The organism is uncultured Empedobacter sp. (assembly GCF_937930195.1).
In the GTDB taxonomy this organism is placed as follows: Bacteria; Bacteroidota; Bacteroidia; order Flavobacteriales; family Weeksellaceae; genus Empedobacter; species Empedobacter stercoris.
Genome location: NZ_CALGVK010000064.1, coordinates 25,684 through 41,059, shown reverse-complemented (window position 1 = coordinate 41,059; position 15,376 = coordinate 25,684). Strand labels below are relative to the sequence as shown.

General features: G+C 33.1%; 15 protein-coding genes. 13 read left to right on the top strand and 2 right to left on the bottom strand.

Going from position 1 to position 15,376, the window contains the following annotated elements:
- The 13 genes from Q0616_RS03935 to Q0616_RS03875 all read left to right on the top strand — a co-directional run.
- A partial coding sequence (locus tag Q0616_RS03935; protein ID WP_298775269.1) for a UDP-N-acetylmuramoyl-L-alanyl-D-glutamate--2,6-diaminopimelate ligase occupies window positions 1–1,412 on the top strand: 1,412 nt, incomplete at its 5' end.
- Window positions 1,413–1,415: 3 nt separating this feature from the next.
- Window positions 1,416–2,657, top strand: coding sequence for a phospho-N-acetylmuramoyl-pentapeptide-transferase (gene mraY, locus Q0616_RS03930; RefSeq protein WP_188319188.1), 1,242 nt, complete (start codon window positions 1,416–1,418; stop codon window positions 2,655–2,657).
- A gap of 2 nt (window positions 2,658–2,659) precedes the next feature.
- Window positions 2,660–3,994 (top strand): UDP-N-acetylmuramoyl-L-alanine--D-glutamate ligase, encoded by a 1,335-nt coding sequence (gene murD / locus Q0616_RS03925; RefSeq protein WP_298775265.1) that lies wholly within the window; start codon window positions 2,660–2,662, stop codon window positions 3,992–3,994.
- Between the two features lie 14 nt (window positions 3,995–4,008).
- Window positions 4,009–5,208 (top strand): FtsW/RodA/SpoVE family cell cycle protein, encoded by a 1,200-nt coding sequence (locus Q0616_RS03920; RefSeq protein ID WP_225539373.1) that lies wholly within the window; start codon window positions 4,009–4,011, stop codon window positions 5,206–5,208.
- Window positions 5,180–6,286, top strand: a complete 1,107-nt coding sequence (murG, locus tag Q0616_RS03915; protein ID WP_171621899.1) for an undecaprenyldiphospho-muramoylpentapeptide beta-N-acetylglucosaminyltransferase — start codon at window positions 5,180–5,182, stop codon at window positions 6,284–6,286. Before Q0616_RS03920 ends, murG begins: the two co-directional genes overlap by 29 nt.
- Window positions 6,286–7,626 (top strand): UDP-N-acetylmuramate--L-alanine ligase, encoded by a 1,341-nt coding sequence (gene murC, locus Q0616_RS03910; protein WP_298775262.1) that lies wholly within the window; start codon window positions 6,286–6,288, stop codon window positions 7,624–7,626. Before murG ends, murC begins: the two co-directional genes overlap by 1 nt.
- Before the next feature lies 1 nt (window position 7,627).
- Window positions 7,628–8,359, top strand: coding sequence for a cell division protein FtsQ/DivIB (locus Q0616_RS03905; protein WP_225541109.1), 732 nt, complete (start codon window positions 7,628–7,630; stop codon window positions 8,357–8,359).
- On the top strand, window positions 8,346–9,788 hold the full coding sequence (gene ftsA, locus Q0616_RS03900; protein ID WP_284583239.1) for a cell division protein FtsA: 1,443 nt from the start codon (window positions 8,346–8,348) through the stop codon (window positions 9,786–9,788). The genes Q0616_RS03905 and ftsA overlap by 14 nt, the downstream gene beginning before the upstream one ends.
- A 56-nt stretch (window positions 9,789–9,844) precedes the next feature.
- A complete protein-coding gene (gene ftsZ, locus Q0616_RS03895; protein WP_298775274.1) occupies window positions 9,845–11,665 on the top strand; it encodes a cell division protein FtsZ in 1,821 nt (606 codons plus the stop codon).
- 101 nt (window positions 11,666–11,766) lie between these two features.
- The gene (locus Q0616_RS03890; RefSeq protein ID WP_171621903.1) at window positions 11,767–12,219 is read left to right on the top strand and encodes a GatB/YqeY domain-containing protein; all 453 of its coding nucleotides are present in this window, start codon (window positions 11,767–11,769) and stop codon (window positions 12,217–12,219) included.
- Between the two features lie 323 nt (window positions 12,220–12,542).
- Window positions 12,543–13,064 (top strand): septal ring lytic transglycosylase RlpA family protein, encoded by a 522-nt coding sequence (locus Q0616_RS03885; RefSeq protein WP_171621904.1) that lies wholly within the window; start codon window positions 12,543–12,545, stop codon window positions 13,062–13,064.
- Between the two features lie 174 nt (window positions 13,065–13,238).
- The gene (locus Q0616_RS03880; protein ID WP_298775255.1) at window positions 13,239–13,775 is read left to right on the top strand and encodes an RNA polymerase sigma factor; all 537 of its coding nucleotides are present in this window, start codon (window positions 13,239–13,241) and stop codon (window positions 13,773–13,775) included.
- Between the two features lie 33 nt (window positions 13,776–13,808).
- Window positions 13,809–14,213, top strand: a complete 405-nt coding sequence (locus Q0616_RS03875; protein WP_260542057.1) for a hypothetical protein — start codon at window positions 13,809–13,811, stop codon at window positions 14,211–14,213.
- 7 nt (window positions 14,214–14,220) lie between these two features.
- On the opposite strand, the gene Q0616_RS03870 is transcribed toward Q0616_RS03875, so the two are convergent.
- On the bottom strand, window positions 14,221–14,517 hold the full coding sequence (locus Q0616_RS03870; RefSeq protein WP_171621907.1) for an ATP-dependent Clp protease adaptor ClpS: 297 nt from the start codon (window positions 14,515–14,517) through the stop codon (window positions 14,221–14,223).
- Window positions 14,518–14,523: 6 nt separating this feature from the next.
- A complete protein-coding gene (prmA, locus tag Q0616_RS03865) occupies window positions 14,524–15,351 on the bottom strand; it encodes a 50S ribosomal protein L11 methyltransferase (RefSeq protein WP_188319180.1) in 828 nt (275 codons plus the stop codon).
- Window positions 15,352–15,376 lie beyond the last annotated feature (25 nt).

Sequence of the window (15,376 nt, the reverse complement as noted above, 5' to 3'; positions counted from 1 at the left end):
GTTCAACAAAAGTTGAAGTCAATACTATTCAATTTGATTCAAGAAAAGTATCAAACAATGATGTTTTTGTCGCTGTAAATGGAGTTACAGTAGATGGACATCAGTATATAGAAAAAGCAATTGGTTTAGGTGCTAAAACAATTGTTTGTGAAGTTTTTCCAGAAAATTTAGTGGATGAAGTAACCTATGTGAAAGTTGAAAATTCAACAATTGCATTAGGAATCTTAGCTTCTAATTTTTACGAAAATCCAACAAAAGATTTAAAACTTGTTGGTGTCACAGGAACTAATGGGAAAACAACGACAACAACATTGTTGTATGAGTTGTTTACAAAATTAGGGTATGCTTGCGCATTAATTTCGACAATTAAAATTGTAATTGATGGTGAAGTGATTCCATCTACGCATACAACGCCAGATATTTTGACATTAAACAAAATGTTTCGTGAGGCTGTAGATAGAGGTTGCGAATTTGCTTTTATGGAAGTTTCTTCGCACGGAATTCATCAAAATAGAATTGCAGGTTTACATTTCGAAGTTGCTGGATTTACGAATATCACACACGATCATTTGGATTACCATAAAACTTTTGCAAATTATCTTGCAGCTAAAAAGAAATTTTTCGACGATTTACCAAAAACGTCAACAGCAATTTCAAATGCAGATGATAAAAATGGAAAAGTGATGCTTCAGAATACAGTGGCAACAAAAAGATTGTACGCACTAAAAACTGATGCAGATTTCAAAGGAAAAATTATCGAACATCAATTTGATGGAATGCAATTAGAATTCAATGGAAAAGAATTCTGGACATCATTAATTGGTCAATTTAATGCCTATAATTTGGTATTAGTTTTTGGTATAGCCTCAATTTTAGGGCAAGATGAATTAGAAGTCTTAAAAGCATTGAGCACACTTGGAAATGTAGATGGTCGTTTTCAAACATTTCAGACGAAATCAGGTATTATTGTGATTGTAGATTATGCACATACGCCAGATGCTTTAGAAAATGTTTTGGATACAATTGAAGGGATTCGTACCAAAAATGAAAAATTAATAACAGTTGTAGGTTGTGGTGGAGATCGCGATAAAACAAAACGTCCTGAAATGGCTGATATCGCAAGCGAAAAATCTAATCTTGCCATTTTTACATCAGATAATCCAAGAACAGAAGATCCAGAAGAGATTCTACGTGAAATGGAAGTTGGTGTGAAACCGCAATTTTATAATCGCACCCTGAAAATTACAGATCGTAAAGAAGCTATAAAAACAGCACTTAAAATGGCTGAGCCAAAAGATATTATTTTGATTGCAGGAAAAGGTCACGAGACATATCAAGAAATTAACGGAGTAAGAACACATTTTTCTGATGTTAAAATAGCGTCAGAATTGAGTAAAATATTGAACAAATAAAGAATGTTATACTATTTATTTGATTATTTAGAGAGTATCAATTTCCCTGGAGCACGCATGTTTCAATACACGTCTTTCCGTGCGGGAATGGCAATTTTATTAGCCATGTTCATCAGTTTGTTTTACGGAAAACGAATTATTAGTTATTTACGTAAAGAACAAATGGGTGAAATTGTTCGTGATTTAGGGTTGAAAGGACAAATCGAAAAAGCAGGAACGCCAACTATGGGTGGTTTAATCATCATATTAGCAACGTTAATTCCTACTTTACTTTTTGCAAAATTAGATAATATTTACATCATCATTTTGTTGGTTTCAACAATTTGGTTAGGTGTTATTGGATTTTTAGATGATTACATCAAAGTATTCAAGAAAAACAAAGAAGGTTTACAAGGTAAATTTAAAATTTTAGGACAAGTGGGTCTTGGAATTGTAGTTGGTTTAATGCTTTATTTCAGTCCAACAGTTACTGTAAAACATCAAGAAAACAGAGTGAAAGTCCAAGCAGGAACTGAACAAACGGAATACAATCGAGCAATTAAATTTGGTCCTGAGGAAAAAACATTAGAAACAACGATGCCTTTCGTTAAAGGGAATGAATTTAACTATTCAGATATTTTATTTTGGATGAATGCAGAAGATCGTCCTACATGGGCAGTTGCAGCAATTTTCATTTTTGCGGTAATTTTTATCATTACAGCAGTTTCGAATGGAGCCAATTTAACAGACGGTATCGATGGTTTAGCAGCTGGTAGTTCAGCTGTAATTATGGCGGCGATTGCTATGTTTGTTTTCGTTTCGGGAAATATCATGTTCGCAGATTATCTGAATATTATGTTTATTCCTCGTTCCGAAGAAGTATTAATTTTCTGTGGTGCATTCCTTGGAGGTTTGATCGGATTTATTTGGTACAATACCTATCCGGCGCAAGTATTCATGGGTGATACAGGAAGTTTGACAATTGGAGGTGTTATCGCAGTTTTGGCAATTATCGTTCGAAAAGAATTGTTACTACCGATTTTGTGTGGAATATTTTTCGCAGAAAGTTTGTCAGTGATGTTGCAAGTGTCTTATTTCAAGTACACGAAAAAGAAATTTGGTGAAGGTCGTAGAATCTTTTTGATGTCTCCTTTACATCACCATTTTCAAAAATTAGGATATCACGAAAGTAAAATCGTGGTTCGTGCCATTATCATCGGAATCATTTTAGCGGTAATTAGTATTATTACCTTAAAGATTAGATAAAAATGAAAAGATTAGTCGTTTTAGGAGGAGGAGAAAGTGGCGTAGGAACAGCTATTCTTGCGAAGAAAGAAAACTTTGAGGTTTTTCTTTCAGACATGGGACAAATAAAAGATAAATATAAACAACTTTTGGAGGAGCACGGAATCGCTTATGAAGAAGGACAGCATACAGAAGATTTAATTTTGAATGCAGACGAAATCATGAAAAGTCCAGGTATTCCTAAGAAAGCAGCACTAATTCAGAAATTAGAAGCGAAAGGCGTTTCAATTATTTCTGAAATTGAATTTGCATCTCGTTACACAGATGCAAAAATTATTGCGATTACAGGATCTAATGGAAAAACAACAACAACAAGTTTGATGTTCCATATCCTAAAGCAAGCTGGATTAAATGTAGGATTAGGTGGTAACATCGGAAAAAGTTTTGCAAAATCTGTAGCTGAAGATAACTTCGACTATTATGTGTTAGAAGTGAGTAGTTTTCAGTTAGACGATATTAAAAGAGATTTCAAACCGTATGTTGCAATTTTATTAAACATTACACCAGATCATTTAGACCAATACAACTATCAGTTTGATTTGTATGCAAAGGCTAAATTCAGAATAGCTGAAAACCAAGATGAAAACGATTATTTTATCTACAATTTGGATGATCCAAAAACAATGGAGATGATAGATCAGATGAATATTCGCGCTCATCGTAAACCGTTCACAATGATGGATGCAACAAATGAAGCATACGCAAATAATGAATTGTTCCGTGTGAGCGATTCGAATGGTGATTTTACAATGTTAGTGAATGATTTAGGATTAATTGGAAAACACAATGTTTCTAATTCATTGGCTGCGGCTGTAGCTGCAAAAATTATTGAAATCAATAATGAGGATCTAAAAAAGAGTTTGTCGGATTTTAAATCTGTTGAACATCGTTTAGAACCTGTTTTGACAATTGGCGGAATTGATTTTATCAACGATTCTAAAGCAACAAATGTTAATGCAACTTATTATGCGTTAGAAAGTATGACGAAACCAATCGTTTGGATTGTTGGTGGAACTGATAAAGGAAACGACTATAGCGAAGTTTTACCTTTCGTTAAAAAGAAAGTAAAAGCAATCGTTTGTTTGGGTGTAGATAATGCCAAAATTATTGATTTTTTCAGTCCATACATCGATACAATTGTCGAAACGAATAATATGAAAGATTGTGTTGCTAAATCCTATCAATTGGCAACAAAAGGAGAAACGGTTTTATTATCACCAGCTTGTGCAAGTTTCGATTTGTTCAACGGTTACGAAGATCGTGGCGATCAATTTAAAGAAAACGTACGCAAATTATAATAACAAACTAACCAATGTCTACCATCGTACAAAAATATTTTAAAGGCGATAAACCGCTTTGGGCTTTCATTTTATTGTTAGCATTATTTTCGTTCTTACCAGTTTATTCGGCAAGTTCTAACTTGGTGTATACAGTAGGTTCAGGAACTATTTTTGGACATTTAGGTAAACATGCCGTAATTCTTTTAATTGGTTTATTTTTCATTTATGGATTACAGCGTGTGGATTATCGTTGGTTTGGCCTATTTGCTTTAAGTGCAGTTCTTTTACTTTCAGTAGTTTTGATCCTGACGCTCGTACAAGGACAAACAATCGGTGGGGCAAATGCTGCTCGATGGTTGACGATTCCAGGAACAGGGATAGGTATTCAACCATCTATGATAGCTTCACAAGCATTGTTGATTTATATAGCTCGTTATTTGACAAAAAATAGAGACAAAGAATATACATGGAAAAATACCTTAATTCCTTTATTTTTACCAATCCTTGCTATTGTAGGATTAATTTTTCCTTCTAATGGATCAACAGCGTTGATGTTAGCTGGAATGTGTGGGATATTATTGATTATTGGAGGATTTCCATTCAAGTATTTATTTACAATTGCAGGATTAGGGATTCTTTTAGGAGGAGGATTTATTTGGTTGGCTTTTAATAAACCAGATTTAATTGCAAATTCGCGTGTACACACATGGATGTCACGTATAGAGAAATTTAATGATGATTCGGGTTTAGAAAGCTACCAAGTTCTACACGCAAAAGCAGCAATTGCAAGAGGTTTAAATGAAATGGCAGGACCAGGAAAAAGTGTTTTTAAACAGACTTTACCTCAGTCTTCTTCCGATTTTATCTTCGCAATTATTGTAGAAGAGTACGGTGCCATTGGTGCAATTTTATTAATTGGAATTTTTCTTTTGATATTAATTCGAATTTGTATCATCGCATCTAAAATTCATACCATTTTTGGTACGCTACTTGTATTTGCAGTCGGCCTACCAATTATCGTTCAAGCAATGGTGAATATGGCGGTTGCTGTAAATTTAATTCCAGTAACAGGACAACCATTACCAATGATTAGTTATGGTGGAACATCCATTTGGATGACATGTATTTCGTTCGGAATAATTTTGAGTGTTAGTACTCAAATTAAATCGAAAGAAGAATTAGAACAAGATAGAAAAGTATTAAGTGAAGAATACATCGAAGACATCGCCTAAAGTTTTGATAAGTGGCGGAGGAACAGGTGGACATATATATCCAGCTATAGCAATCGCAGATGAAATAAAACGTCGTTTGCCAGATGCTCAAATTCTGTTTGTAGGAGCAGAAGGAAGAATGGAAATGGAAAAAGTACCAAAAGTTGGTTATGCTATAAAAGGCTTACCAATTTCTGGATTTGATAGAAGTAATATGAAAGCGAATTTAAAATTTCCTTTCAAATTGATAAAAAGTTTAAGTCTTGCAAAGAAAATCTATACTGATTTTCAACCAGACTTAGCTATTGGTACAGGAGGTTATGCAAGTGGACCAATGTTGTGGATAGCGGGAAGCAAAAATGTTCCGATTTTATTACAAGAACAAAATTCGTTTCCGGGTGTTACCAACAAAATTTTGAAAAATAAAGCAAAGGCTATTTGTACAGCTTACGAAGGAATTTCACAGTTTCCACAAGAAAAAGTGCATTACACAGGAAATCCAATTCGTGCCGAAATTTTTCAAAACTTACCATCCAAATCAGAAGCAATTTCTGTTTTTGGATTAGATCCAGAAAAACCAACTATTTTATCTGTTGGAGGTTCGCAAGGATCAAGAGCAATGAATAATGCATGGTTAGAAAACCTTGAGGAATTTGTTGCAAGTGGTGTTCAGTTAATTTGGCAAACAGGAAAGTTAGATTATCAAAAAATCAAAAACTTGGTTGGAGATAAATATCCAACCATTCATGTAACCGAATTTATTTACAACATGAAAGATGCGTATGCAGCTTCGGATATGATTGTTTCTCGTGCAGGAGCTATGGCAATTTCGGAATTGTGTATAGTTGGTAAAGCAACAATTTTGCTTCCTTTACCAACAGCGGCAGAAGATCATCAAACTAAAAATGCGCAAGCGTTGGTTGAGAGAGAGGCTGCGATTATGGTAAAAGATGCAGATGCAAAACAAAATTTAGTCAAAGAGGTAATTGCTTTGGCAAACAATGAAAAATTAAAAAATAAATTATCTCAAAACATCAAGCAATTAGGGAAACCGAATGCGACAAAAGAGATTGTAGATATATTATTGAATTTATTATAATGAATATTTTAGATAAAACATATTATTATTTCATCGGTGCAGGAGGAATCGGAATGAGTGCGTTGGAACGTTTCTTCAAATCAATCGGAAAAGAAGTTGCAGGTTATGACAAAACACAAACCGAACTGACAACTGAATTGATTACTGAAGGAATTGATATTCATTTCGAAGATAATATCGAGTTAATTCCAGCAGGAATTAAACCAGAAAATACATTGGTGATTTATACACCAGCGGTACCAAAAGATCATTCTGAACTAAATTATTTTTTAGTGAATGATTTTAAAGTCATGAAACGTTCTGAAGTGTTAGGTGAAATTACCAAACATACCTACAATATTGGCGTTGCGGGAACGCACGGGAAAACAACAACTTCGTCTATTTTAGGGCATATCCTAAAAGTAGCAGAAGTAGAAAGTACAGCATTTTTAGGTGGTATTGCAGAAAATTACGATTCAAATATCATTCTAAATGGCTCTAAATATACGGTTGCTGAAGCCGATGAATTTGACCGTTCTTTTTTACGCCTTTCTCCGAAATTAGCCATTATTACAAGTGATGATCCTGACCATTTGGATATTTATGGAGAGCGTGAAGAAGTAAAAAAATCATTTCAAGAATTTGCAGCAATTGTAGAAGAAAAACTATTTGTTCGCAAAGGTTTAAATTTTGAAAATGCTTTTACTTACGGAGTTGAAGAAGATGCTGATTATAATGCGCATAATGTAAGAATTATTGACGGGCATTATGTTTTTGATGTAACGACTCCTCATGGAGAAATGCAAAACATCGGAATTTTATTGCCAGGTCATCATAATATGGAAAATGCTCTTGCAGCATTAGCTGTAGCAGAATATTTAGGGATTTCTCTTGATAAAATAAAAGAAGCTTTAGCAAGCTTTGTGGGAGTGAAAAGACGCTTTAATCGTTTCGAAGCAAATGGAAAAATTTATATCGACGATTATGCACATCATCCAACAGAATTGAATGCTGCAATTCGTTCAGTTCGTGAATTATATCCGGGTAAAAAAGTGTTAGGAGTATTTCAACCTCATTTATTTACACGAACACGTGATTTTGCTGATGAGTTTGGAGCAAGTTTAAGCCAATTAGATAGCCTTATTTTATTAGATATTTATCCGGCAAGAGAGCTTCCAATCGAAGGTGTATCATCAAATTGGTTGTTAGAAAAGGTAGAATTACAAGAAAAAATAGTATCTTCATTAGAAGATAGTTTAGCGAACATCAAAAAACGAGATTTTGATGTGTTATTAACTGTAGGAGCAGGAAATATTGATACAATTGTTAAACCAATAAAAGAATGGTTAAGTGAAGCATAAATTGAAAATCATACAAGTGATTTTTGGAGTTATCTTGCTAATCGGTTTGATTAGTTTTACGGTAATTAAGAATGCTTCGCGTACTGTGGAAAAAATTGATGTGGCATTTGTTCAGCCCGTTGAAAATTATTTTATCAATGACGAATCGATAAAAGATATAATCAACAAAGATGGAAAAGACATTATGAAACAAACCTTGAGAGAGGTAAATGTAAAAGATATCGAACAAAAAATAAATAAGAGTCCCTTTGTAGATTCTGTACAAGTGAGTAAAAACATTAATGGACATTTACGACTTGATATAAAAGCAAATACAGCAGTTGCTCGAGTGAAAACGCTGACAAATGAGTTTTATTTGACAACCAAAGGCGAAAAAATGCCTTTATCTAAATTAAGTTCAGCGGATGTAATTTTGGTTTCTGGTGATGTAAAACCGAATGAGTATGAGGATTTGAGTAAATTTGTTCAAGCTTTGAAAGCAGATGAATTATTAAAAAATCACATCATAGCCATTCAGAAAGTAGGACAACGTTCATTTAATTTAATTGTAAATAGTGGAAACTATTATATAGAATTAGGTACTTTAAATAATTTTGAACAAAAGTTACATAATCTGAAATTGTACTATTATCAATACATCGATTTTATAGGAACAGAAGATTATGAAAAATTGAGCTTGAAATTTGTAAACCAAGTTGTAGCAACCAAACGAATAAAAAATGGAGAACAATAGTAAGATTGCAGTTGGCTTAGACATAGGAACTACAAAAATTGTAGCACTTGTCGGACGAAAAAATGATAACGGAAAAATTGAAATTCTTGGACACGGACAAGCAAAAAGTTTGGGTGTACACAGAGGAGTCGTGAATAATATTACGCAAACTATTAATTCGATAAAAGAAGCAATTGATAAGGCAGAAAGGTCTTCAGGTGTCAAGATTACTGATGTAACCGTTGGTATTGCAGGACAACATATCCGTAGTTTACAACATAGCGATTACATTACACGTACCAATTCAGAAGATGTGATAGATGATAATGATTTAAAATTATTGACAAATCAGGTCTATAAATTGGTGATGTTACCAGGAGAAGAAATTATCCATGTTCTTCCGCAAGAATTTAAGGTTGACAACGAAGGAGAAATTCGAGAACCAATCGGCATGTACGGAAGTCGTTTAGAAGCCAATTTCCATGTGGTTGTAGGACAAGTTTCTTCTATCCGAAATATTGCACGTTGTGTAAAAGCCGCAGGTTTACGCTTGGCAAGTATCACTTTAGAGCCTATTGCATCTTCAAGTGCAGCACTTAGTGAAGAGGAAAAAGAAGCAGGTGTAGCATTGATTGACATAGGTGGTGGTACAACAGATATTGCAATTTTTAAAGATAGTATCATTCGTCACACATCGGTTATTCCATTCGGTGGAAATGTGATTACAGAAGACATTAAAGTTGGATGCTCTATTATCGGTAAACAAGCCGAAGCTTTAAAAGAAAAATTTGGCTCTGCTTGGCCTGGTGAAAATAAAGAAACAGAAATTGTCTCGATTCCTGGATTAAAAGGCCGCGAAGCAAAAGAAATATCATTAAAAAGATTGTCACAAATTATCCATGCACGCGTGCAGGAAATTTTAGAACAAGTTTATTTAGAATTGAAAAACTACGGTTGCGAAGATCAAAACAAAAAATTGATTGCAGGAATCGTTTTAACAGGTGGGGGGTCAAAATTAAAACACATTCGTCAATTAACAGAATATGTTACAGGTATGGATGTGAGAATTGGATACTCCAACGAGCATATTGTAGGTGCTAAAGCAGAAGAAATCAGCGGTCCTGAATATGCAACATCTGTTGGATTATTGATGAAAGGGTTAGAAGAGTTAGCGGCAAATTATCAGCACGAAATTTATGAAAAACCAGTAATTGATAACCTAAACAATCAAGAAGAACTAGAAATAGGTGGATATTCCTCACAATCAAAATCAACAAACGTTGCTACTGATGTTGAAAATGTAAAAATACCAAAAAGGGAAGAAGTTGTTGATGAATTCTTGGATCAAGAAATTGGAGATAAGAAAGAAACTAAATCTAAACCAGAAAAGAAGAATTTCTTTTCGAAATGGACGGATAAATTTATCCAAATGATTAACGAAACCGAATAATAAGAATAAATTAAGAATAAATTACGAACCAATTTAATAAGAAGAATATGAGTGATATGTTATCAGGAGATATTGTGTTCAATTTACCAAAGAGCCGATCTCAAGCTATCAAAGTAATCGGAGTAGGTGGTGGAGGTAGTAACGCCGTAAACTACATGTTTGAACAAGGAATCGCGGGAGTAGAGTTTGTGATCTGTAACACAGATTCTCAGGCTTTAGCTAACAGTCCAGTTCCAACAAGAATTCAATTAGGACAAGCAATAACTGAAGGTTTAGGTGCTGGTGCAAATCCTGAGGTAGGAGAGCAATCTGCTATCGAGAGTATGGATGATGTGAAAGCTGTCTTAGACGAAGGAACTAAAATGGTTTTTATTACTGCTGGAATGGGTGGTGGTACAGGAACCGGAGCAGCGCCAGTAATTGCTGGTATTGCAAAAGAAATGGATATCTTGACTGTAGGTATTGTAACAGCGCCATTCTTTTTCGAAGGAAGAATGAGGTTGGAACAAGCTGAAAAAGGTATCGAAAAATTAAGACAAAACGTAGATTCATTAATTGTAATCAATAATGATAAATTACGTGAGTTATACGGAAACTTAGGTTTTAAAAATGGTTTCTCTAAAGCTGATGAAGTTTTAACAACAGCGGCAAAAGGGATTGCAGAAGTTATTACACAACACTACGCAATGAACATCGATTTACGTGATGCACGTACAGTTCTTAAAAACTCTGGTACAGCAATCATGGGATCTGCACAAGGTTCTGGTGAAAACAAAGCAAAAGACGCAATTTCTTCTGCTTTAGACTCTCCATTGTTGAATAATAACAAAATTACAGGAGCACGAAATGTGTTGTTATTAATTTTATCTGGTAATAATGAAATTACAATGGATGAAATTGGAGTAATCAATGATTACATTCAACAAGAAGCAGGTAATAGCGCAAATATCATCATGGGTATTGGCGAAGATTTAGATTTAGGCGATTCTATCTCTGTAACTGTTGTTGCAACTGGTTTTCCTACAGAAGATCAAGCATATACAGGAAAAGAAGAACAAAAAATTATTCACACTTTAGAGGAAGAACAACCGATCAATAAGACGTTATCTGTAGAACAACCTTTTGTAAATCGAGTAAAACCGATGACGTTAGACTTTGGTCGTTCTAATGCTTCTCAACAAGCGCCACAACAAAATCAAACGCCAGAAGCGCCTCAAAAGAACTATCGTGATGCAGATGTTAATCAAAGTTTTCAACAACAAACTTATCACAATACTCCAGTTGAATCTTTTGAAGAAAATAACTCTCCAAAACGATATGTTTTAGATGATGTTGAGGATGAGCCAGTACAAGAAAAACGTTCTTACGACGACTTTGAACCACGTTTGAAATCTGATTTTAATCGTACGCAAGAGCCATCGAATAATGCAAATAATAATCAAACATATAATTCATATACAAATCCTGTAGCTTCAGAACAATCTAATTATCCTCAAAATAATTATGCTGGGTACCAAGCTCCTCAAAATAATGGATATGGAAATGTAGAACCGATTCAATCAAATGTATCGCAAACAGAACATGTTCAAGTTGCTGTAGATCCATTTAATCAACCAATCGAACAGTCTAATGACCCTGAATTGAATAGCATGATTGAAGAGAGAAGAAATCGTTTGAAACAATTTAATTTTAAATTTAATAACACGATGACAAACTCTCAGGTAGATGAATATGAGGCCATTCCTGCTTACAAACGTCAAGGATTGAATTTATCTGATCGTAATGATAAACAATCATCTGATTTTTCGGTAGGTACAAACCGTAACAACGAAACTCAAATTCGTCCAAACAATTTTCTACACGACAACGTAGATTAATAAAGGATCACTCGTAAAAAATATTCTTATTATAGAAAAGGTTCATTGCTTTTGCGATGAGCCTTTTTTTGTCTTAAATTTGTAGTCTAAAAGCAAAACAAATGAATTTAGAAACTCAAATAATGGCACAGTTAAAAGAAGCGATGAAAGCTAAAAATACTGTTGCTTTAGAAGCTTTAAGAGCTGTAAAATCTGAATTATTATTAGCTAAAACATCTGGAGCTAATGGTGATTTATCAGAAGATCAAGAAATTGCTTTATTACAAAAACTTGTAAAACAACGTAAAGAAGCTGCTGAACAATTTGAAGCAAATGGACGTGTAGAATTAGCGGAAAAAGAATTGGCACAAGCAGAGGTTATTCAACAATTTTTACCCGCCCAATTAACAGACGAAGAGTTAACAGCTGTAATTCAAGAAATAGTGACTAAAGTTGGCGCTACTTCACCTAAAGATATGGGAAAAGTAATGGGAGCTGCATCATCTCAATTAGCTGGTAAAGCAGAAGGAAAGTTAATTTCAGCTAAAGTAAAAGATATTTTAGCAAGTTTATAATTGATTTTTAAATCTTTAAAAATTAAGAAAAGGTAAAGTCTTATAGGCTTTACCTTTTTTATTTCTCAATTTGATAAATATCTCTAAATTATATAAATGTATTATATATTGAAAAACAATGATATATCCGATTTAAACGAATAATTGCCAAAAAAATTAGGATTACTACTTTATTTTAACATTAAATTAACAAATCGCTGTAAGTAACATTATAAGTAAAACACAGGAGATTTAAGAATTAAAAATCAATGGATTAGAATAATTCTAAATAAGAAGGTGTTTATACCCTTAAATTTGCAAAGTAAATCAGAAAAATCTAAAGGATGACGAAAAGCATTACAGCGTTTATAGCAATGTTAATGATTTTTCCAATAGCAAATGCTGATGGTAAAATTTTTAAGGAATCGGGTATTAATGAGGCAATTATTGTACCAGCTTCTGAGAAAAGATTTAGTAATGATGTTGATAATGATACCATCAAACAAGATACATTATCAATTGAAGATGAAAAGTTGGTTGGAGAACTTATCGAGAGTAGTGCTCGAAAAATCTCGACAGGAGTTGTTTCTTGGTATGGAGACAAATTCCACGGACGCAAGACAGCTAGTGGTGAAAAGTATGACAAACACGAACTTACAGCTGCCCATAAGTCTTTACCATTTGGTACGAAAGTAAAAGTTACGAATATCAGAAATGGTAAATCTGTGGTTGTAGAAATCAACGACAGAGGTCCATACGCTAAATCTAGAGTTTTAGACTTAAGTCAAGCTGCATTCAGCGAAATCGGTCACACCAATACAGGAGTGATGAAAGTTGAATATGAAATTATCAAAAGCGAAGACTAAAAAAAGGCTAAGATGTTCAGAAAAAATAAAAAGGTTTGAGAAATATTTCTCAAACCTTTTTTATTATGTTCATATGTAAAAAAATGCTACTGAAGATTTTAACTTAAATATATATAAAATATACTTTTTTATACTTCTAATTTTAATAGCTTTACATCTTAATTTACTTTACGATTGGATCAGGACATATCAACTTTTATACGAGATAAAAAATTAGAAGAAGCTTTTAAATTAATTGTGAAAGAATATCACCAGAAGGTTTATTGGCAGATACGTCGCATGGTTTTGATTCATGAAGATGCGGACGATGTGTCGCAGAATGTATTTATAAAGGTTTATCAAAACTTGGATTCTTTTAAAAATGAGTCAAAATTTTCGACATGGATTTTTAGAATTGCGTATAATGAAACCATAAATTTTATTCATAAAAATGCAAAAGAAAGAAATGTTTCGTACGATGATTATTCGATGAATGTCGCCAATAATTTGTCTTCTGATGTATATTTTACAGGTGATGAAATTCAACAAAAGTTACAAAAAGCAATTGCAAGTTTACCAGAAAAACAACGTACAGTTTTTTTGATGAAATATTACGAAGAATTGAAGTATGAACAAATTTCTGAAATCTTAGGAACATCGGTAGGAGCACTCAAAGCATCCTATTACCATGCAGTGACAAAGATTAAAGAATTTTTAGAACTTGAAGATTAAACCTTTTTTTAATTTTATTGTCTAAGTGGTGATATGAAGAATGATTTAAAAAATAATTTTAAAGTTCCTGATCATTATTTCGATGATTTGCAGAATGAACTATATCTGAATTCTTTCAAACAAAAAGAAAATTTAACTGTACCGAATCAATATTTTAATGATTTGGAAGAGAATATAATTGCTAAAACAATCAATAAAAAAGAAACAAAAGTTATCCATTTTACTAAGTGGTGGGCAGTTGCTTGTTTAATTTTTATTGCTTTAATTGCTCTTCCTTTTATGATTAATTCTTCTCAAAAATCACAAGAAGTTGTTGATACAAAAACGGAGATTCAGGTTTATGAAAAAATTTATGATTCGTATATAGTAAGTGATCAAAATAAAAAATCGTCCAATGAAACATTAGACGATTCTGATTTTGTTTTGTATAATTATTAAGAAATTTTTAAATAATTTCTGCGCTCAAACCTCGGTTCAATAACTCTGTGCATCGAGGTTTTAAATCTTCTAATTCACCAGTCAATACTTCGCATTTACCTTTGTAATGAATTAAAATCGAACATTGTTCTGCTTGTTCTGGTGTATGTTCACAAACATCAATTAACGATTCGATTACCCAATCAAATGTATTCACATCATCATTGTAAACGATAATTTGATACTTGTGCGATTCTTGCTCCAATACATCAACAGCCGAATCTTTTTCCGTTTCCCATAGAGGTTGCGTTGCGTATTTTATCATATCATTTTATTTTTTGAAATGCAGTGCAATCCACTCATTTCGTTGTTTTTTAGACACAAATTTTAAACCATTTTCGGTACAGAAAGCCAAGATGTCATCAAAATCTTGTTCCATTAAACCACTTAAGAATAAATCACCATTTTCGTTCAATACATTAATATAAGAAGGAATTTGGCTGATTAAAATATTTTTGTTGATATTGGCTAAAATAACGTCAAATTGTTTGCTTCCCAACAATGAATTATCTCCCATTTTGGCATCCAAACTTACACCATTTCGTTTTCCATTTTCGATAGAGTTTTCAACAGCCCATTCATCAATATCAATGCATTCTGCATAGTTTGCACCACGCTTCATTCCTAAAATTGCAAGAATAGAAGTTCCACAGCCCATGTCCAAAATATCTTTTCCTGTAAATTCAGTTTCCAAGATATATTCTACCATCAAATGTGTTGTAGAATGGTGCCCTGTTCCAAACGACATTTTTGGTTGAATGATAATTTCGTACGGAATATTTTCTACTGTTTCGTGGAATTCGGCACGAATTAAACATTGATCATTTACTAAAATTGGTGTGAAATTTTCTTCCCACGTTGCATTCCAATTTTGTTGTTCGATTTCTTGACGCGTATAGGAAAAATCAATGTTCTCTATAGAATCGATTACTTCTTTTACATCATCAATATTTTCTTCTGTTTTTGGCATGTAAGCATCAAAACCTTCCTCGTTTTCAACAAAACTTTCAAAAGGTAATTCAGAAATCATTGCAATAATAATTTCATTAAAAGGCTCTACTACCGCAACTTTAAATTTATATTCGATATAATTTGTCATAAAAAATATGGAAAACATCAAATTA

Bases quoted from the DNA above. Each gene is read 5' to 3' on its own strand.
- mraY (WP_188319188.1), top strand. From the start codon at position 1,416: ATGTTATACTATTTATTTGATTATTTAGAGAGTATCAATTTCCCTGGA.
- murD (WP_298775265.1), top strand. From the start codon at position 2,660: ATGAAAAGATTAGTCGTTTTAGGAGGAGGAGAAAGTGGCGTAGGAACA.
- Q0616_RS03920 (WP_225539373.1), top strand. From the start codon at position 4,009: ATGTCTACCATCGTACAAAAATATTTTAAAGGCGATAAACCGCTTTGG.
- murC (WP_298775262.1), top strand. From the start codon at position 6,286: ATGAATATTTTAGATAAAACATATTATTATTTCATCGGTGCAGGAGGA.
- ftsA (WP_284583239.1), top strand. From the start codon at position 8,346: ATGGAGAACAATAGTAAGATTGCAGTTGGCTTAGACATAGGAACTACA.
- ftsZ (WP_298775274.1), top strand. From the start codon at position 9,845: ATGTTATCAGGAGATATTGTGTTCAATTTACCAAAGAGCCGATCTCAA.
- Q0616_RS03890 (WP_171621903.1), top strand. From the start codon at position 11,767: ATGAATTTAGAAACTCAAATAATGGCACAGTTAAAAGAAGCGATGAAA.
- Q0616_RS03885 (WP_171621904.1), top strand. From the start codon at position 12,543: ATGACGAAAAGCATTACAGCGTTTATAGCAATGTTAATGATTTTTCCA.
- Q0616_RS03875 (WP_260542057.1), top strand. From the start codon at position 13,809: ATGAAGAATGATTTAAAAAATAATTTTAAAGTTCCTGATCATTATTTC.
- Q0616_RS03870 (WP_171621907.1), bottom strand. From the start codon at position 14,517: ATGATAAAATACGCAACGCAACCTCTATGGGAAACGGAAAAAGATTCG.
- prmA (WP_188319180.1), bottom strand. From the start codon at position 15,351: ATGACAAATTATATCGAATATAAATTTAAAGTTGCGGTAGTAGAGCCT.